The 21,014-nt window shown below is 53.1% G+C and carries 12 protein-coding genes; 10 read left to right on the top strand and 2 right to left on the bottom strand.

Annotated elements, in window-relative coordinates; genetic code table 11:
- Positions 1-122 precede the first annotated feature (122 nt).
- The 8 genes from leuA to ACR02O_RS12615 all read left to right on the top strand — a co-directional run bounded on the left by leuA (position 123) and on the right by ACR02O_RS12615 (position 15,769).
- Positions 123-1,844: a 2-isopropylmalate synthase gene (gene leuA, locus ACR02O_RS12650; protein WP_458137335.1), complete on the top strand. Its 1,722-nt coding sequence runs from the start codon at positions 123-125 to the stop codon at positions 1,842-1,844.
- A 729-nt stretch (positions 1,845-2,573) separates the two neighbouring features.
- Complete coding sequence (locus ACR02O_RS12645; RefSeq protein WP_033156411.1) at positions 2,574-2,834, top strand: DUF2024 family protein; 261 nt, start codon at positions 2,574-2,576, stop codon at positions 2,832-2,834.
- Between the two features lie 456 nt (positions 2,835-3,290).
- Complete coding sequence (locus ACR02O_RS12640; RefSeq protein WP_458137334.1) at positions 3,291-5,258, top strand: TonB-dependent receptor plug domain-containing protein; 1,968 nt, start codon at positions 3,291-3,293, stop codon at positions 5,256-5,258.
- A gap of 15 nt (positions 5,259-5,273) precedes the next feature.
- Complete coding sequence (locus ACR02O_RS12635; RefSeq protein WP_171695636.1) at positions 5,274-7,343, top strand: TonB-dependent receptor plug domain-containing protein; 2,070 nt, start codon at positions 5,274-5,276, stop codon at positions 7,341-7,343.
- A gap of 42 nt (positions 7,344-7,385) precedes the next feature.
- A complete protein-coding gene (locus ACR02O_RS12630; protein ID WP_445369009.1) occupies positions 7,386-8,006 on the top strand; it encodes a YfiR family protein in 621 nt (206 codons plus the stop codon).
- Between the two features lie 32 nt (positions 8,007-8,038).
- Positions 8,039-10,783: a response regulator gene (locus tag ACR02O_RS12625; protein ID WP_494521730.1), complete on the top strand. Its 2,745-nt coding sequence runs from the start codon at positions 8,039-8,041 to the stop codon at positions 10,781-10,783.
- Positions 10,783-12,927, top strand: coding sequence for a two-component system response regulator (locus ACR02O_RS12620; protein ID WP_494521729.1), 2,145 nt, complete (start codon positions 10,783-10,785; stop codon positions 12,925-12,927). The genes ACR02O_RS12625 and ACR02O_RS12620 overlap by 1 nt, the downstream gene beginning before the upstream one ends.
- Before the next feature lies 1 nt (position 12,928).
- On the top strand, positions 12,929-15,769 hold the full coding sequence (locus tag ACR02O_RS12615; protein WP_494521728.1) for an EAL domain-containing protein: 2,841 nt from the start codon (positions 12,929-12,931) through the stop codon (positions 15,767-15,769).
- Here ACR02O_RS12615 and ACR02O_RS12610 read toward each other — a convergent pair.
- Both ACR02O_RS12610 and ACR02O_RS12605 read right to left on the bottom strand, forming a co-directional pair.
- Positions 15,766-16,596, bottom strand: coding sequence for a PHP domain-containing protein (locus ACR02O_RS12610; RefSeq protein WP_458137330.1), 831 nt, complete (start codon positions 16,594-16,596; stop codon positions 15,766-15,768). The genes ACR02O_RS12615 and ACR02O_RS12610 overlap by 4 nt on opposite strands.
- Positions 16,596-18,392, bottom strand: coding sequence for an ABC transporter ATP-binding protein (locus ACR02O_RS12605; protein ID WP_205450354.1), 1,797 nt, complete (start codon positions 18,390-18,392; stop codon positions 16,596-16,598). Before ACR02O_RS12605 ends, ACR02O_RS12610 begins: the two co-directional genes overlap by 1 nt.
- 103 nt (positions 18,393-18,495) lie before the next feature.
- Here ACR02O_RS12605 and ACR02O_RS12600 point away from each other — a divergent pair, with 103 nt between their 5' ends.
- Both ACR02O_RS12600 and fabA read left to right on the top strand, forming a co-directional pair.
- A complete protein-coding gene (locus ACR02O_RS12600) occupies positions 18,496-20,412 on the top strand; it encodes a transglycosylase SLT domain-containing protein (protein WP_494521727.1) in 1,917 nt (638 codons plus the stop codon).
- A 76-nt stretch (positions 20,413-20,488) separates the two neighbouring features.
- Positions 20,489-21,004 (top strand): 3-hydroxyacyl-[acyl-carrier-protein] dehydratase FabA, encoded by a 516-nt coding sequence (gene fabA / locus ACR02O_RS12595; RefSeq protein ID WP_033156420.1) that lies wholly within the window; start codon positions 20,489-20,491, stop codon positions 21,002-21,004.
- Positions 21,005-21,014 lie beyond the last annotated feature (10 nt).

The raw sequence follows: 21,014 nt of genomic DNA, 5'->3' as shown, positions 1-21,014 counted from the left end.
AATATTATCGATATTTACAGCAATATTCTATCAACATTCAGCCTTTTACATCGCATAAACGCAATCGGCTGGCGGACGATTTGGTCTACCCTATCGGCTACCATTTTGAGGAGTTAAAAGCCATGTTGACAGACCCTTCCCACAAATACCGCCCTTTCCCGCCACCGGCATTGGCTGACCGCCAATGGCCCAATCGCACGATCAGCCAAGCGCCGATCTGGATGAGCACCGACTTGCGCGACGGCAACCAAGCCTTGTTCGAGCCGATGGACGCCGAACGCAAGCTGCGTCTGTTTCGCACCTTGTGCGGCATCGGTTTCAAGGAAATCGAAGTGGCGTTTCCGTCGGCCTCGCAAACCGATTTCGATTTCGTGCGCCGTTTGATAGACGAGGCGTTGATACCCGACGACGTCACCATCGAAGTGCTCAGCCACGCCCGTGAGCCGTTGCTCCGCAGAACCGTCGAAGCCTTGCATGGCGCGCGCTCGGCCATCGTCCATATCGTCAACGCCACCTCCCAGCCTTTTCGCGAACTGGTGTTGGGCATGAGCCGAGCCGAGGTGTTGGCGATGGCCATTGATGCGGTGCGATTGGTCAAGCAATTAACCGCCGACCAGCCGCAAACCCAGTGGCGCCTGCAATACAGCCTGGAAACCTTCACCGCCACCGAGCCGGATTTCGCCGTCGAGGTGTGCGACGCGGTCAGCGCCGCCTGGGGCGCGACGCCGGATAACAAGATCATCCTCAATTTGCCGTCGTCAGTGGAAACGGCGACACCGAACGTCTACGCCGACCAGATCGAATTGATGCATCGGCATATCACCCGCCGCGACAGCGTCATCCTAAGCGTGCATCCGCACAACGACCGAGGCACTGCAGTCGCTGCGGCCGAATTGGCGTTGACGGCCGGCGCCGAGCGCGTCGAGGGTTGCTTGTTCGGCAACGGCGAACGCACCGGCAACGTGGACTTGGTGACGCTGGCCTTGAATCTGTACACCCAGGGCGTGGCGCCGGGTCTGAATTTTTCAGACATCCAGAAGGTGGTGGGCGATTTCGAGGCGTGCACCGGCTTGAGCGTGCCGCCGCGCCAACCCTATGCCGGCGAGTTGGTGTTCACCGCGTTTTCCGGCTCACACCAGGACGCCATCAAGAAAGGCTTTGCCGCCCGGCAACCCGATAGCGTCTGGAACGTGCCGTACCTGCCGTTCGATCCAGCCGACGTCGGCCGCGGTTACGACGCGGTGATCCGCATCAACAGCCAGTCCGGCAAGGGCGGCATCGCCCATTTGCTGGAAAGCCATTTCGGCGTGGTGCTGCCGCGCCGTTTGCAGATCGAGTTTTCGCGGGTGGTTCAACAGCACGCCGACCGCCACGGCGGCGAAATCGGCGCGGAAGCGTTGTGGCAATTGTTCGCGCAGACTTATCTCGATGTGGCAAAGCCGCTGCGTTACCGGTGCCATCAATTGTTCGAGCACGCCCAAGGCCAAAGCATACAGCTGCACATCGAATGGGACGGACAACCGCGCACCTTAACCGGCGTCGGTAACGGCCCGATAGCCGCCGCCGTCCAGGCTTTAAATTGCCTTGACGGCTCAGTGTCGGTGCGCAGCTACGAGGAACGCTCAATAGGCAGCGGCGGCGATGCCCAGGCCTGCGCCTTCGTCGAACTGGCGACAGCGAACGGAACCACGGCGTATGGCGTCGGCATGGACGCCAATATCGTCAGCGCATCGATCAAGGCGTTGATCAGCGCCTGCAATCGCTTGGCCGACGATATGGGCTTATGCAATTTAACAAAATTGAACACGTCCCCAGCGCCGATACCCGCAAACTCCGCATCCTAATCTGTCGTTCCAGGTCGTCAAAGCCAATTTCCTCGCGTTAGCTGCTAATCGGCGTACCCGATTACTAAACGGCCGGTTTCGAAGCGCGGCGCACTATGACGCTCCGCCCCGTAAAATATCGGAGATTTATGACGAGCCGGAATGAATTAATTTGGGCGGACAGGGATTGGGGACTGTTTTAAAAACCCAACATCGTTAGCTGTCGAACAGCTGCTTAACGTCAATTAGTCGGTTTCAAGTCGCGCTGCCTTTGCCATTAGCAGGCTGCGCGCAATACGCTGCGGTTTCAGTTCAAGTAAAACCGCTAGTCATTCGACGACCATTCGCGCCGCATGTATAGGTACATCCAGTTCCGTAATTATTGGCGATATTGAGGCATATCATCAGCGAACATGGACAGTTACTGCATTCGCGATGGTATGAATACATGGCTGAAATCGGGATAATGAAAAACCTTTTTATATCGATTCGATATTGTTATAGAATTTTAGTGAATCCGTTGAAGCGTTTTCACCCCAAGGGGAACGTTTTTGCGGATCTCTGCCGATGACGGATGTAAATCCGTCATCTCGGCATCTTTCTCATGACGCTGTCAAAGAATTCCGAACACCAAACCTTTAGGGAATGCCTGACCAACGCCGAACCGAAAAACCGCATTGGACGTTTTTTATCTGGCCATTTTGTTAATGGCATCGAGCAATTTTTACTTTATTCATCCGGGAGTTTTTGATGGAAATCCACGTTTACGATACCTATGTAAAAGCACACGACAACCACGTCATGCACTTTGATGTATTTACTGCCAGCAAAGACAGTGAGCAAGCCATTCAGTATGCCAAACAGTGGCTATCTTCAATCGGGGAAAGCGATGCGGTGGTCTCCAGCAAGGAATGTCGGTTTTGCCATACTCAACAAGCACCGGCTAATGTGATTGACACGATCAATCGCCAAGGTTACTTCATATACAAAATGGAAGGTTGTCCGGCTTGATAGCAATATTGCTGTCATGCCAAGGAATTCCAGGCCTTGCCTTGCAAGGCCTTAACGTAAGTAGGAGGAAACACCTGTTTTCCGAAAAGCATTAGTAACGACCTCACCGGCATCCTCGTCAACAGCGACACGGCTACCAACATCGAAATTACACGCGCCGAAAGGGTGATCTGACCTCAGCTAATAGGGTTGTCGTTGCCATGCGACCCCGGGAGAACGATGGCGTTCACCCAAACAAAACCAATCAGACTATCTCAAAACGATACGTCGGCCTTTTCCAGCATCTCCAACCAATCCCTGCCTAAAAACACCAGAATTAAAATCTAACTAGCTTGAACGACAATAATCTATTGTAAAATAATCGTTTTTATATATCGCGTTAATCGACAGTTTGTGCGCACTAAGCCGAGTCTTATCATTATCCATGTCCCCGCTCCCCACTAGACAAGACTTTCAATGCGCGCGCTGATCGTCCTAGGTATGCTGTTGATGCCTTTGGCTACCGCGCAAGCGGCCGGCAAGGCATCGGAAGATTTAACTGAACTGTCCATTGAGCAATTGCTGAATGTGGAAATCATCCGCGCTTCCAGGCTGGGTCAAAAAGCCAGTCAAGCCCCCAGCTCGGTTTCGATTTTAACGGCAAACGACATACGCACTTTCGGCTGGCGCACGCTGGCGGACGCGCTGAACAGCATGCGCGGTTTGTTCACCAGCAATGATCGCAACTATAGCTTTGTCGGCGTGCGCGGCTTTATTCAGTCCGGCGACTACAATTCCCGAGTGCTGTTCATGATCGACGGCCAGCGCATGAACGAAAACATCTTCGACTCCGGCAATATCGGCCAGGAATTCATGCTGGACATGGACTTGGTGGAACGTATCGAATTTATTCCCGGTTCCGGCTCCACCATTTACGGCGCCAATGCGTTTTTGGGCTTGATCAACGTGGTCACCAAAAAAGGCAAAGCCTTGAACGGGGCGCAAATAGCCGGTGAAGTAGGTAGTTTTGACACCTACAAAGGCCGCGTCAGTGTCGGCAAGCAATTCGATAATGGCGCCGATGTGCTGGTGTCGGCATCGCATTTCGATACCCAGGGCGTGGAAGATTTATATTTCCCGGCTTTCGACGACCCAAGTACCAACAACGGTATCGCGCATAACATGGATACCGAACGCGCGGACCGATTGTTCGGGCGCATGCAATTCGAAGAATTCACCCTCAGCGGCGGTTTTGTTGATCGTTACAAGCGGGTGCCGACCGCGGCTTTCGGTGCCGTTTTCAACGATCCCACCTCGCATACTTACGACAGACAATTTTTCACCAATCTGAAATATGAAAAAGCCTTGAACGCGAAGACCTCGTTCATGGCTAAGGGTTTTTATCAGGGCTACGATTACATGGCCGAGGACCCGTTTAATGACTTCGGTAATTACGTTTATCACGACCAAACCAGCGGCCGCTGGTGGGGCGGCGAAGCGCAACTCACGACTAGCGTATTCGACGGACATAGACTACTTTTCGGCTTGGAATATCAATACGACCAAACCCAGCGCCAATTCGGCTATGTTACCGACCCTTATCAGATTTATCAGGATAGCGACCTCAGCGGCCACCGCGTCGAACTCTACGCTCAAGACGACATCCAGTTACTGGACAATCTGGTTTTCAGCGCCGGCCTGCGCCTAGATCAGACCCACATGCTCAAGCGCCTGCAACTCAATCCGCGTCTGGGCTTAATATGGAACCCTTTGGAGAATACCACCTTCAAGCTGCTGTACAGCTCGACATTTCGCGCCCCGCATGCCTGGAACCTGGATTACAACAACTACTATTACGGCGTCAGCCCCGAGCTTAGAGAAGAGCAAATCAGAAGCTACGAAGCGATTGCCGAATGGCATTCCAATGCCGGGCTGAAACTGCTGGTTTCCTTGTTTTACAACGACATCACCGAGTTACTGAAAGCCAACCCCGATACGGCGCTGCTGGACAATGTTGGAAAATACCACGCCTACGGTGCGGAATGGGAAGCGGAAAAACGCTGGGACAGCGGCAGAATGTTCAAGGCATCTTACACCTACAGCTTGTTTACCAACGAAGCCAGACAAGGAGTGTGGGCTTACGGTTCGCCGCAAAATATTTTCAAATTACACTATGCTGAGCCTTTGTTCGACGATTTTGTCCGGCTCGGCATCGAAAATATTTACATCGGCGACCGCAAGACATTTCAGAGCGGCAAAGCCGATGCCTACAATCTGGTCAATCTGAATCTGAGCACGGATCGCTTGATGCGTGGCCTGGATGTATCCTTCGGGGTTTATAACCTGTTCGACAGCCATTATGAAATGCTGATCAACAGCGACCGCTTCGACCTGTTACAGATGAACGGCAGGGAATTTCGTTTGAAACTACAGTTGACGTTTTAAAAAAGGGCCGATCATATGAAAAAGGCGTTTCATCGACGGAAATCTTGGGCTATCGGCCTGGGAGCGCTTTTGTGTTTGGGACAAACCTCCTCACACGCCGCCAATCAAGAGCCTGAACGTGACAATTTACCGGATTTGACCGGCCTCAGCGTCGAGCAATTGATGAATCTCGATGTGACCTCGGTTATGAAGGTGCCCACAGACATTAAACACGTTCCCGCCGCCCTGTTTGTATTGAGCAACGAAGAAATCCGCCGAACCGGGGCTACAACCATCCCGGAAGCCTTGCGGGTGGTGCCGGGCATGCACGTGGCTAAAGTGGACGGCAACAAATGGGCCGTATCGATGCGCGGCTTCAGCAGCCAGTTTGTCAATAAATTGTTGGTGTTAGTGGACGGCCGTAGCGTCTATAACCCGCTGTTTTCTGGAGTATGGTGGGATCAACAAGATGTGATGATGGAAGACATCGAACGCATTGAGGTCATCCGCGGCCCCGGCGCCAGCTTGTGGGGCGCCAATGCGGTCAACGGCGTCATCAACATCATCACTAAATCAGCCAAAGACACGCAAGGCGGTTTGCTATCCAGTCATGTCGGCAGCCAACGCTACGGCGGCGGTCTGCGCTATGGCGCCGATTTGGGCGGCGACGCCTATCTAAAAGTGTACGGCCGCCACACTAACTACGGCGACTCAAAAACCCTAGGCAGCAGCGCTAAGGCCGGCGATGAAGGCGAGATGAGCAAAATCGGTTTTCGTTACGACAAAGCCATCGACTTTACCAACAAACTCAGTTTGCAAGGCGATGCATTCCTCGGCGAGAGCAATGGCGCACTGCAACACTTCCCATCATTAACATCCCAACAGACGCCGGTGCTGGCGCCGCCCTTTTCTCGGGAATTACCGACGGACCAATTGTTCTCCGGCCATTACATCCAAGCACGCTGGGAACAACATCAAAGCTCGGACTCGAATACCGTACTGCGCATGTATTGGGACAGGCACAGCCGGAAATCGCCTTACTTGAATTCGGAATATCAAATCGACAATATCGATGTCGATTTTCAGCATAACTACAAGCTGAACGATAGCCACATGTTGGTGTGGGGCAGCGGCGTGCGTTTCAATCTGAATAATTTTGAGGACAGCGCGCAAATCTCCATGAGCGCCAGCAATCGTACCGACCGTATCTACAGCCTGTTCGGACAGGACGATATTACCTTGGTGCCTGATCGTTGGCATTTGACCTTGGGCAGCAAGCTGGAGCACAACCCGGTCACGCAATTCGAAGTGCAACCCAACGCACGCTTGCTGTGGACGCCCGACGACCAACATTCGTTTTGGGGCTCGGTATCCCGCTCGGTGCGCACGCCCAATTGGGTCGAGCAAAATATTTCCTACGGCTTGCAGACCCAGCCATACACGATACGCGGCAATACCGTGCCCGTGCTGCGCAACCTAACCGGCAACCCCGACTTGACCGCCGAAAAAATGCTCGGCTTCGAACTGGGCTGGCGCGGCCAACTCAGTCGCCAACTCAGTACTGATGTAGCCTTGTATCATTACAGTTACGACGATTACGCCAGCTTGACCCCCAATACCCAACGCTTCGCCGGCTATATGTTGCAGACGCTGGATTACAACAACTACGGGCATGTACAAGTCTACGGCGGGGAAATCAGTGTCGATTGGCAAGCGACTGAAAATTGGAAATTGCGGGCCACTTATAGCCACGAAGAAGAACGCTTCCGCCTGTCTCCGCTGGCACCTGCCAACACCACGCTGATCTCCGGAGATAGCTACCCGGCCCATAAAGCCATGCTCTGGTCTATGTACCAATTCTCCCCGCAACTCAAGCTGGATCTGAACTGGCGTTATTCGGATGCAACCGGCCTTAACGGCGCGCAATCCAGAGCCTATCAAGACCTGGATGCACGTTTGGGATGGGACTTGGGCGCGGGCGTGGAACTGGCGTTGGTGGGCCGGAATTTGCTGAACAGCAGTCATTTCGAATACGGCTCGGATATGTTTTCCACCGCCACAGCCGTGCAACGCGAGGTATACGGCACCTTGCGCTGGGACTTCTAAGCGGCCCGACACTATGCATACAGCGAAGAACCGGTGTCGAACATGAGTCGAATCTTGCGCCATCGCTATGCAAGATTGTGCCGAAATCGCAGTTGCGATGCGTCGTGCCTGTGCGCCCCGGAAAAACCAAGATTCGCAGCCATCACGCTAGTCAGCAAAATGCTGTTGCTGCCTTTGCTGTTTAGCGGCCATCTATGCCACGCCGAAGCGGCCAGCGAAGCAGCGGTAAAAGTGGCATTTTTATACAATTTCTTTAAGTTTATCGAATGGCCGGAGTCGGCAACCACACCGAATCGTTATACCTTGTGCCTGAGCAGTCATACCGATTTCGGCGACCATTTATTGATGTTGGAAGGCAAAACGGTGAACGGCAAGCCCTTGGATATCGCCCGCAATATATCACCCAAAGATATAAAATCCTGCCATCTGATCTTTATCGATACCGCCGATAATCCGGGCGATTACGCCCGCGAATTAAAAGGCTCGCCGGTAGTCAGCGTCAGCGACAAAGCCGGGTTTATCAACCAGGGCGGCACCATAGGTTTGATCCAGGACGGCAACCGGCTCAGCTTCGAAATTAACTTGGAAACCGCCAACGCCGGCAACACGCGCATCAGCGCCCAACTGCTGAAACTGGCTAAAAACATTTTGGCCGGTAAATAAGCCCGCATGCAGATGACATCTCGACGCCACCCATGATTCGCGACAAACTGGCCAATCTGCCGATGACCTACAAGCTGCAACGCTTGCAAGCCATCACTTTGGCATTGGCTCTGCTGTTTACCTTGTTAATTACCAGCATGACGCATATCTGGCAGGAGCGGCGCGAACTGTCAATGGAGGTGCGTTCGCTCGGCAAAATGATCGGCTTTAATGCCAACGCTGCACTGCTGTTTGGCGACACCAAAACCGGCACCGAGATTCTGGCCACCTTACGCGGTAAATCCGAAGTCATCTCCGCGCAACTCTACAAAAATGACGGCGAAATTTTCGCCCATTACCCGGCCAAGGCTGCACCGGACAGTTTCCCCGCCACCTTGAGCGATGCGGAACAACAACAACGCAACCAGGGTTTGCGAATATTGAGCCAAGTCATATTAAACCCCTTACCCGACGATAACGGCGACGTGATCGGCACCTTACGCTTGCAGCTCGACTTAAAGCCCATGTGGCGGATGGTGATTATCAGTTTGGGCCAAATTTTTTTGGTGATGGTGGTGTCGTTTATTCTGGCGGTATTTTTCGGACGACGCCTCGCGGAATCCATTGCCGCACCGCTGATCCGTTTGTCTTCACTGGCCAAACAGGTATCCAGGGATAACAACTACATGGTACGAGCCAAAGGTGAAGGCGAAGATGAAATCGGCCAACTGGTAAGAAGCTTCAACCAGATGATAGAGCGGGTACAACAACGCGATGCCGAACTGGAAAATCAGCGCGGCAACCTGGAAAAACAAGTCGATCTGCGCACCGCCGACCTGCGGCAGGCCGTCGTCGATGCCCAAGCCGCCAATATCGCCAAGTCGCAATTCCTGGCAACCATGAGCCACGAAATCCGCACCCCCATGAACGGCGTGCTGGGCATGACCGAATTGCTGTTGGGCACCGACCTGGACACCACGCAACGCCAATACGCCGAAACCGTGTTCAGCTCCGCCGATTCTTTGCTGACCGTGATTAACGATATTCTGGACTTTTCCAAAATCGAAGCGGGCAAGCTTGAATTGGAAGAAATCGATTTTAATTTGATCAATCTTACCGACCAACTCGCTGCCTTGTTCTTCGAACGCGCCAGCAGCAAAAACATTGAACTGGTGTGCACCGTCGATAAGCGGGTGCCGCGCGACGTCAGAGGCGATCCTTATCGCTTACGGCAAATACTCACCAACTTGTTATCCAACGCCATCAAATTTACCGAAGCCGGCTCGGTGAAAATGCAAGTAAATGTGGCCGAATCGGATCGCTGCCCATCCGCTGATGGCATGTGCCTGGAGTTTTGTATTAGCGACACCGGCATCGGCATCGGCCCGGACACTCAAGCCAGGCTATTCAAATCTTTTAGTCAAGCCGACGGCTCCACCACCCGTAAATACGGCGGCACCGGTCTGGGATTGGCCATCAGCAAGGAACTAAGCGAATTGATGGGCGGCAATATCCAAGTGCAAAGCCGTGCGAACAGCGGCTCGGTATTTACCCTGCATATCCCGCTCCGCCAAGCTAGCCAAGCCCTGCCTGCAAGCTTGCCGGGCAACGATCTGCAAGGCAAGCAGGTCTTATTGGTGGAAGATAACGCCACCAATGCAAAAATCCTGGAAAATCATTTGACTGTTTTTGGCATGTTTACCCGCGTCGCCAAAAATGGCGCTCACGCCTTGGAAATTCTCGATCAGTCGGCACACTTGGGCCTGTTCTTCGATATTGCCGTGCTGGACATGAAAATGCTGGGCATGAACGGCGTCGAATTAACCCAACGGATTCGTATAGACCGGCGATTTGCCAATATCCGTATCGTCATTATTACGTCCAGCAACGATGAGGACGTATTAGCCAAAATTCGCGGCAGCGCCTGCGATCTGTACCTTCACAAGCCCCTGCACAGACGCACCCTGCACGATGCGCTGCTCGGGCTGATGTCGCAAAAACCGCAATCGTTCAGTGCGCCGGCATCTGCTGCCGGCGCCATTCGAATCCTGTTGGCCGAAGACAATCCGGTCAACCAGAAAGTTTGCAGCGCTATGTTGCGCCAGTTGGGCTACACCCTGTCGCTGGCGAATAACGGCCGGGAAGTGCTCGATATTATCGACCGTGAGCCGGTCGATCTCATCCTGATGGATTGCATGATGCCGGTCATGGACGGTTACACTGCAACCCAATATATCCGCAATCGGGAAAGCAGCCGCAATTTGCCTCGAATCCCCATTATCGCCCTCACCGCCAACGCCATGGAAGGTGATCGCGAACGCTGTTTGCAGGCCGGCATGGATGATTATCTCAGTAAACCGTTTTTACAAAAAACCTTGCAAGACAAAATTCAGGCGTTGGCAGCCCCGCTGCCCACAACCGCCCTCAATACAGCCGCACCCGAGATCAAATCGATTGCCGCCACCCTAGACCCGGCCGCGCTGAATACCTTGCGGGAAATTGGCGGCAGCGCGCTGGTCGACGACGTCTTGGCTTTGTTTAGGACAAATGCCGAGCAACATATCGCCACACTCCGCTCCGGCCTGTTGGAACGCAATACGGAAACAGTGCGGCATGCCGCGCATAGTCTAAAATCGGCCGCGGCCAACATCGGCGCACTAAACCTGTCGGAACTGGCCCGTGCGCTTGAACATGCAGCGCGACACAACACTTTGCAATTCGATAGCCGGGTTGCCGAAAGCCTGCAAACAGAATATAAAGAAATTCTCCAGCGGCTTTCGCAACTCAAACCCTCATAATGGAACGATTACCTGCCCGCAGCTTGATTTTAGCGATAGACGACGACGATATGGTGCGTCTGATGTTGCAAGAAATTCTGCAAAGAGAAGCGTTTGATGTCATTTGCGCGGCTAGCGGCAAGCAAGGCTTGGCATTGGCAGCCAGCGAACGGCCCAATCTGGTATTGCTGGATGTCATGTTGCCGGACCTCAACGGCTTCGACTGCCTGCAAGCCATCAAAAACATGCCCGGCAACAGCCTGCTGCCCGTCGTGATGCTGACCGGCATGGACGACCTGGAATCGGTCAATCGCGCCTTTCAATTGGGCGCGACCGACTTTATCTCCAAACCGCTCAATTGGCCGACCTTACCGCACCGCTTACGTTACTTGCTGCGCTCGGTCGCCACGTTAGAAGAACTGGCCCGAAGCGAAGCGGCACTGCGCCAAGCGCAAAAAATTGCGCAACTGGGCAGTTGGTACTGGTCTATTGCCGACGACAACATGCAATGGTCGGAAGAAGTCTTTAATATCCTCGGCACGAATCGCTCATCGTTCGAACATAAATGCCGCGACTTATACAAATCCATGCAGCCATCGGAAGTCGGCAAACTGCAACAAGCCATTGATCTTTGCGTCAAAAACCGACGCAGTTTTCGCCTGGAATTATCGATTACTCGTCGCGATGGCGCCAACCAAGTGATTCATATTCAAGGCAAACCCGTGATCGCCGATGGGCAGGTAAGCCATATTCACGGTACGCTGCAAGATATTACCGAACGCCGGCACATAGAAGAACGGGTAAGGCTTTTATCTTACTACGACCCGCTAACCGGCCTGCCCAACCGGACGCTGTTCAAGGAAGTTCTGGCGCAAGCAATGGCCTATTGCACGCGCTACGGTACGGTCATTTCCACTTTATTTATCAGTATTGATCGTTTCAAACGCATCAACGAAACCCTGGGCCCCAAAATCGGCGACCAGGTGTTGAAATTGTTCGCCGAACGCTTGCTGGCCGAAGTGCGGGATTGCGACTACATTTCCATCAACGCCGATTACGATTTGGCGGACATGACGGTCTCCCGGCTGGGCGGTAACGAATTTACCGTGTTGCTGAATCGTATCGAGGACACGCGCGATAGCGTCAAAGTGGCTAAGCGGATTTTTCAGGCGATGCAGCACGCTTTTACGGTGGAGAACACCGAACTGTTTCTGGGTATCAATATCGGTATCGCCGTCTATCCGGGCGACGGCCAGGATGAAGACAGCTTCATCAAAAACGGCGAGTTTGCGATGAACCATGCCAGCGAACACGGCCATAACAATTATCAGTTTTTCAGTAAATCGCTAAATGTTGCCGCGTTTCATAAACTGGCGATGGAAAACAGCCTGCGCCGCGCCATAGAACGCCATGAATTGCAGCTTTACTATCAAGCCAAAATTAATATCCGCCGCCAGCAAGTCGTCGGCTGCGAGGCCTTGATTCGCTGGCAGCACCCGGAACTGGGTTTGATCGGCCCGTCGCAATTTATTCCCATTGCCGAAGATTCCGGCTTGATTGCCCAAATCAGCGATTGGGTGCTGGAAAATGCCAGCCGGCAAACTTTGGACTGGCAACAATCGGGACTGAGCCAAGGGCTGATCATGGCGGTGAACGTATCGGCGACTCAATTCCGACAATACGGCTTCGGCAATCACGTCCGCGACGTATTGACCGGCATCGGCCTGGAACCTCGCTACCTCAAGCTGGAACTGACCGAAACTATTTTGCTGGACCATATCGACGACGCCTTAATCACGTTGCGGGAATTGCAAGCCCTGGGCGTCAAAATCAGTATCGACGATTTCGGCACCGGTTATTCATCCTTGTCTTATTTGAAAAAACTGCCTATCTCGGAATTGAAAGTCGATCATTGCTTTGTCCGCGATCTTCCGCACAATGAAGACGACATGGCGATTACCGCGGCAATATTGGCCTTGGCCGACGCGCTGTCGCTGGAAGTGGTCGCGGAGGGCGTGGAGAATGAAGATCAAGCCAACTTCCTGCTGGATAGCGGTTGCGAGGTAGTGCAAGGCTTTTTGTACAACAAGCCCATGCCCGCCAATGAATTTGCCGCATTTGTCCGTGCATTCAATGCGCAACGCTTGTTAGCCGACAAAGTCTGACATGTCCGCCAAGCCGCGCATCCTGTTAGTCGACGACGATCCGATGGTCCGTCTGCTGGTCAGGCAAATCTTGCAAGCCGACGGCTACGAACTGATCGAAACCGACAACGGCCGAACCGGATTGGAACAATTTATCGCCGCCGAGCCGGATTTGGTGCTGCTGGACGTGATGATGCCGGAGATGGATGGCTTCAGTTGTTTACAAGGCATGCGTGCCGCCAGCGACAAATCGGTACCGATTGTCATGATGACGGCTATCGAGGATACTCAAGCGGTGGAAGACGCCTTTCGGCTGGGGGCTACCGACTTTATCGGCAAACCCATCCAATGGCCGCTGTTGCCGCATCGAATCAGCTATGTGCTGCGCTCGCACCGCACTACTCAACGTCTTATAGAGCAACAAACGCTACTCAAGCAAAGCGAGCAACGCTTTCGGGATTTGGTGGAAAGTATCGGTAACGAATACTTCCTGTATTCTCACAATACCGAACGTATTTTTACTTATCTAGGTCCTTCGGTGGAGCATATCCTCGGCTACAAACCCGACGAACTACATTGCGACTGCTTCGATATAACGACCAACAACCCGATCAATCGGCTTGCCAGAACCTACACCGAACAATGCCTGGCGGGCATCAAACCACCGAACTACGAAGTGGAAGTACGCAGCAAGGATGGCAGTCTGCGTGTGCTCAGCCTCAATGAGTCGCCCATGTTCGACGACCACGGCCGAGTGGTTGCGGTGAACGGCCTGGCGCACGACATCACCGAAATGCGCAGCACGCAGCAAGCCCTTGCCGATAGCGAGGAACGCTTGCGGCTATCCATGCAGGCAGCCAAACAAGGTTTTTATGACATCAATCCGCAAACCGGGGCCATGATCATCAACGCCGAATATGCCAGCATGCTCGGCTACAACCCAGCCGATTTCGACGCCAATATCGACAGCTGGATCATGCGCTTGCATCCCGATGACCGGCAGCGCGTTTCCGACGCTTACCGGCAGTACATCGCCGGGGAACTGGCAGAATATCGCCTGGAATATCGGCAGCGTTGCGCCGACGATAGCTGGAAATGGATATTATCGATAGGCAGTATCGTCGAACGCGATGCCAATCATCAGCCAGTGCGCATGCTGGGCACCCACACCGACATCACCGACAGTAAAACGGCAGCCGAACGCCTGAATTTGCTGGCCAAAGTGTTCGAAAACAGCGGCGAGGCCATTTTCCTGTGCGATCCGGATACCCGCATCGTTTCCAGCAATCAGGCCTACACGACGATTACCGGTTACAGAGCCGAAGAAGTGCTACAGCAAACGCCCTCCATTCTCGATGCGCGTCATCTTGACCTCAACCACTATCAACGTATCTGGCAGGCCTTGCGCGAAAACGGCTACTGGCAAGGCGAAATTTGGGATACCCGCAAGAACGGCGAGACCTATCCCGCATGGCTGGGTATTTCCGCGATGTATAACACCCATGGCGCCATCAGCCATTACATCGGCATTTTTTCGGACATTACCGAGCGCAAGGCCGCCGAAGCCCAAATCGAATATCTGGCACGTCACGATCCACTCACCAATTTGCCCAATCGCACCTTGTTGCGCGACCGCTTCGACCAGGCCATGGCCCATGCCGTGCGTAACAACACGCTGGTCGGCTTACTGTTTCTGGACCTGGATCATTTTAAAAATATTAACGACACAATGGGGCACGACGTCGGCGACCGCTTACTGCAAGGCATCGCGGAGCGTCTGGTGCAATGCGTGCGCGAGGTGGATACGGTTTGCCGGCAAGGCGGCGATGAATTCATCATTATCCTCACCGACATTCCCGACATCGACGCAATCACGCAAATTGTGCTGAAAATTCTCGATCAACTGACACAACCCTTTGTCATCGAAGGCGTCACGCTTTGCACCTCCTTCAGCATAGGCGTCAGTTTGTATCCCAATGACGGCCTGAATTTTCACGGTTTACTCAACAAAGCCGACACGGCAATGTATTCGGCGAAAAACGAAGGCCGCAATACCTTCCGCTTCTTTTCCAACGATATGAACCTGGCGTCTATCGAGCGGATGAATATCGAGAACGGTCTGCGCATGGCTTTGAAGCGCAAAGAACTTCGCTTGCATTATCAGCCGCAATATTCCATACACAACAACACGGTGATCGGTGCGGAAGCCTTGCTGCGCTGGCAACCGGAAAACAGCCCGATGATCCCGCCGGCCAAGTTCATTCCTATCGCCGAAGACAACGGCATGATCGTACCGATAGGCGACTGGGTGTTACGCGAAGCCTGTAAGCAAAACAAGCTTTGGCACGACACCGGTATGAAACTGCTGGTTACCGTCAACATCTCGGCCCTACAGTTCAAGCGCGGCAACTTACTGGAGTCGGTACAAAGCGCATTGGCGGAATCCGGGCTGGAACCGCATTATTTAGAGCTGGAGTTAACCGAATCGGTCCTGATGTTCGACACCAATGCCGTCATCAATACGATTGCCCAGTTGCGCGCCTTGGGCGTCAGCTTTGCCATCGACGATTTCGGCACCGGTTATTCCTCACTGAGTTATTTGAAGCGCTTTGCGGTGAACAAACTAAAAATCGACCAATCGTTTATCCGGGATTTAACCTCAGGCAAAGCCGAAGACACCGCTATCGTCAAAGCCATCCTGCAATTGGGCGATACGCTGGGCCTACTGACCTTGGCCGAAGGCGTGGAAACCAAGGAGCAAGCCGAGCAACTGCATCAACTCGGCTGCCGCAAAGCGCAGGGGTTTTATTGGAATCAACCCTTGCCCGCCGACGAATTCGCCCGGTTGTTTACGCCTGGTTAAAATAACTGCCAAACCGGCGCCGCGCCGTCCGGCAAGGCCGCCAGACGCCCCAGCTCCAGCCATGGGTTGCCCGGCGCATGAAAATCCGAGCCCATCGACGCATGCAATTGATGTTTGCTGGCATGCAAATAACTTAAGCGAATATCGTCGATGCTAGCCCGGCCCGTCACCACTTCGATGCCCTGCCCGCCTGCCGCCTTGAATGCTACCAAAGCTTTGTTGATCCATTTGGTGCTGAGTTTGTAACGCAAGGGATGGGCCAAAACCGCCACACCACCCGCCGCCCGAATCCAGCCGACACAATCGGCCAGACCGGCCCAAACCGTCGGCACATAAGCCGGCTTACCCTTGCTCAAATAGCGGTCAAAGGCGTCCTGCTGGGTTTCGACCACACCTTGATTAACCAAAAAATCGGCAAAATGCAGGCGGGTGATTTCGCCGTTACCGGCGATTTGTCTTAACGTGGGATAGGCATCGGCTATGCCCTTCTTCGCCAGTTTTTCGGCAATTTTTTGCGCGCGTTGGTCGCGAATTAATTGTTGCTTGGCAATACCGTCGAGTAAGCCCGGATGCTGTGGATCGATATTTAAACCGACGATGTGCAGACAATGGCTTTCAAAACTGGCCGACAGTTCGATGCCGGGAATCAAGCGGATGCCGGCTTGCGCGGCGGCTTCGGTCGCTTCTTGTAAGCCGGCAGTTGTATCGTGGTCGGTCAAAGCCAGCGCGGTGACGCCGTGCTGCTGGGCGCGCAGCACCAGTTCGGTGGGCGACAACGCGCCGTCGGACGCGGTGGAATGACTGTGTAAATCGTATAATTCCGACACTATTGATAATCACCGTAAAGTTTGGCGTACAAGCCGTTTTGTTGAATCAGGGAATCGTGTTTGCCTTGTTCGCAAATCTGGCCTTGTTCAAAGACATAAACGTGGTCGGCCTGTTTCACCGCACTGAGCCTATGCGCAATGATGATGGTAGTACGGCCTTCCAGAAAGGTGCTCAAGGCTTGGTGCAGTTTATACTCGGTTTCGCTGTCCAGCGCCGATGTGGCTTCGTCGAGAATCACCACTGCCGGCTGGCTGACTATCATCCTGGCAATGGCCAGCCGTTGCCGTTGGCCGCCGGATAAGCGCATACCCTGCCTGCCCACCACGGTGTCCAAACCCTGCGGCTGTTCTTCAACGGTCGACTTCATTTGCGCAATCTCCAAAGCTCGCCACAATTCAGCATCGGCAATCTCCCGGCCCAAGGTCAGATTGGCGCGTATCGTATCGTTTAGCAAAGCGGGATGCTGTAAAACGGTCGCGACATGTTCGCGCACCACATCCAAGCCTATCCGGTTCAGCGGCACGCCGTCGAAATAAATCATGCCGCTGCCCGGCGGATATAAACCGATCAAAGTTTGCGCCAGCGTCGACTTGCCACCGCCGCTGGCGCCGACCAGGGCGATTTTCTCGCCGGCCGGTATGGTCAGATTAATACCGTTCAGTACCGGTTCGTCCTTGTAACTAAAATGCAGATTCTTGACGCTGACCGACACGGTTTTACGCCCGATAAACGGGTTTTGCAAATGCGGATAATACGGTTCGCGCTGCAACAGGGTCAGCTGATTGACGCGGGCCAACGCGGCTTTGGCGGCATAAAAAGACTGCTGAATGCTTAATATCTCCTGCACCGGCGCCATCATGAACCACAGATAACCGAATACCGCCAGCATTTCGCCTATGGTCAGATTGGAATACAGCACCATCAGCATCGCGGTGGCGCGGAAAATATCGAAGCCAAATAGAAAGGTCAAAAAGCTCAAACGCACCGTCGCATCGCTTTTCCAGGCATAGATGGTCGAGTGGTTTTTAACCGCCAGTGCGCTGCCGATCAACTGCCGGCAATAGTGCTCCTCGCGGTTGCTGGCGCGGATTTGATGAATCGCCTCCAGCGTTTCGCTCAAAGCTTGCTGGAATATGGCGTAGGCTTTGTTTTCGTTAGCCTTCAGTTCCTTCACCCTGGAACCAACGGCCCTCGCCAGGTAAATTACCAGCGGGTTCAAAAAGATAATGAATAAACCTAATTGCCAGTGCATCCACAGCAGAATCAAAGCGGTACCGAACACGGTCAGAACTGCCACCAATAATTTACTGATCGTGGTGCCGATAAAATTATCCAGCGTATCGAGGTCGGTCACCATGTGCGAACTGACCGTACCGCTGCCCAGGCTTTCATACTCGGACATCGAGATATGTTGCAAATGTTTCACCAAACTTTCGCGAATGCGAAAAATCACATCCTTGGCAATATTGGAAAACTGCCGAGTCTGCATAATGTTTAGCACCAAGGCAAACAAGCGCAACAGCAAGCTCAGCAGCAAAATAATGGCAATGTAAATGGCAGGTTGCTGCCACTCGCCGGGCAGCCATGGATTGAGGCTATTCAGCACCACGCCCGGATGGTTAAGCAGGACTTCGTCCACCAATAATGGCATCAATAAGGGTACCGGTACGCTGGCAACTGTTGCCAAGATGGCGACCAAATGCCCGTTGATCAGTTGTTTTTTATGCTGCTTAGCGATGCTGTAAATATACTGCCAGGAATATTCGGCTTGCGCCGCGCGCTGTGAGGTTTTCAAGGTAATGAAACAAATTCGATGAAGTTTAACGATTATAATGGTCCGACCCACTTTGCAAAAACTTCTTGCATAGGGTTTAGTCTCGGCTGTCGTGGAAATTGATATGCATGTTATCCCGTGTTTTTTAGTGCTTGCCGCTCTGACCGGCGTTTTACCGAACAGTGCCCAGGCGGATGAAATCTCTTTGGCCAGCCAACGTCAGCTATTTTTGCGCGCCGAGCAAGCACTTGACCAGAATCGCGATGCCGAATATTTCGCGCTGGCTTCAAACCTAAAAGGCTACCCGCTATATCCTTATCTGCAATACCAATGGTTAAAAAATCATTTGGACGCCGACGCCGACATCAAACAGTTTTTAAACGAGCACGCCGCCAGCCGTTACGCGGCCGGGCTGCGGCAAAAGTGGTTGCTGGCTTTGGGTAAAAAGCAGCAGTGGCTAGTGCTGTTGAATAATTATCAAGGCAGTGACGATCCCGAGCTGCAATGCTACGCTGGCCTAGCTCAATTGCAAACCGGCCAAGCCTTGGAAGCCTTCAATCAAGCCCGCGCTTTATGGTTAAGCGGTAAATCGCAACCGGATAATTGCGATGTCCTGTTCGAAGCTTATAAATCATCGCCGCATTTTAATAAGGAACTGATCAACCAACGATTTCACGCCGCCCTCAAGCGCGACAATCAAAGCCTGGCCAGCTACTTGACCCGATTTTTCAGCGACGCGGAACTCAAGCAGGCCAATACCTGGTTAAAACTGCACCGACAGCCGGAAACCGTTATTGCTGATACAGGCTGGCGCGAGAACCCTGAGCAAGCCGGAGAACTGTTTGCCCACGCGATTGACCGCTGGCTGGAAACCAACGTCGAAACGGCCATGACGACTTGGGACAGCCATAAATCGCAAATCGCCATTACGCCGGCAACCGCCGCTTTTATCGAAAAACGCATCGCTATCGCCTTGGCCTTAAAACACGACAGCCGCGCTTACGCCCGCTTGTCGCAACTGGAAAACAGCGACGAATCGGCCCGGGAATGGCGAGTCAGAGCCGCGTTGAATATGCAGAACTGGCAAGACGTCGCTGTGGCGATTACCGGCCTTAACGACGACGAAAAATCTCAGGAAAAATGGCAGTACTGGCAAGCTCGCGGCTTGGCGGAAACCGGCCAGAGCGCAGCAGCCAATGCCTTGTTCCAACAATTGGCAAAAAATCGCAGTTTCTACGGTTTTCTGGCCGCCGGCAGATTAAGGCAAGCCATTGAACTGGTGGACAGACCTTTGACGGTATCAAGCAGCGACCTCGAGACTTTACAAAATCGACCGGATTTCCAGGTATTTTCCGAACTACTCGCTATCGACAGAAAACCGGAAGCCAAACGCCAATGGTGGTACGCAATAGCCAAACTTGACAGTCGCCAGCTACCCGTCGCTGCAAAACTGGCCCAACAAGCCAATTGTCCGGCTTTGGCGATTGCCACTATAGCCAAGGCTAATCAATGGGACGACGTCAATTTGCGCTTTCCGCTGATCTATATCCAGCCCATCCAAAGTCACGCTGCAGCACAACAATTGGATCCGGGTTTGATTTTGGGATTGATCCGCCAGGAAAGTGCGTTCGATGAATTGGCCGACTCGCCGGCTGGCGCTAAAGGTTTGATGCAGATTATGCCTAACACCGGCCGGCAAATTGCCGCCGAATTGCGCGATAGTTGGGATAGCGATTACAGCCTGTTTAAGCCGGAACTCAACGTCAAATACGGCGCGTTTTATTTCAAAAAACTATTGCGCCAATTCAATGGCCACGTCGCACTAGCCACGGCCGCCTATAACGCCGGCGCCAATAAAGTGAAGCGCTGGCTACCGGAAAACCGAGCTTTGCCGGCCGACATCTGGATTGAAAACATCCCTTACAAGGAGACTCGGGGGTATGTTGCATCGGTGTTAATGTATAGCTTGATCTACCAACAACGGCTGCAACGCGACAGCTTAAAGATCGACGATCTAATGCGCGAGGTCATGCCCGGCTAAAAATTGAGCTGATTTTTTAAGCCGATTATTAGATAATGCCGCAGTTTTTGAACCCACCAACCAGGTAAAAATCAAGATGGAGAAGCAGCACAGTTTCACGCGCGAAGAATTATTAATGTCCGGCCGAGGTGAATTATACGGTCCGACCAACGCGCAGCTACCGCTTCCCAATATGCTGATGATGGACCGCATCGTCCATATTTCCGATGAAGGCGGCAAATACGGCAAAGGCGAAATCATCGCCGAGCTGGATATTACCCCCGAATTATGGTTTTTTGATTGCCACTTTCAAGGCGACCCGGTCATGCCAGGCTGTCTGGGTTTGGACGCGATGTGGCAATTGGTCGGCTTTTATTTATGCTGGCTGGGCGGCCCCGGCAAAGGCCGCGCGCTGGGTTGCGGCGAAGTTAAATTCACCGGCCAAGTACTGCCGACAGCCAAAAAAGTGACTTATAAAATCGACTTGAAGCGTGTAATTCTACGCAAATTGGTCATGGGCATCGCCGATGCGACGATGGAAGTCGATGGCAAACAAATCTACGAGGCGACCGATTTACGAGTCGGTTTATTCACTTCCACCCAAGATTTCTAAGGAAACCATC

It is taken from the genome of Methylomonas sp. PHL2-19 (assembly GCF_059331595.1).
The sequence above is the reverse complement of the archived record's forward strand: the minus strand, read 5'-3'. Positions and strand labels throughout refer to the sequence as shown.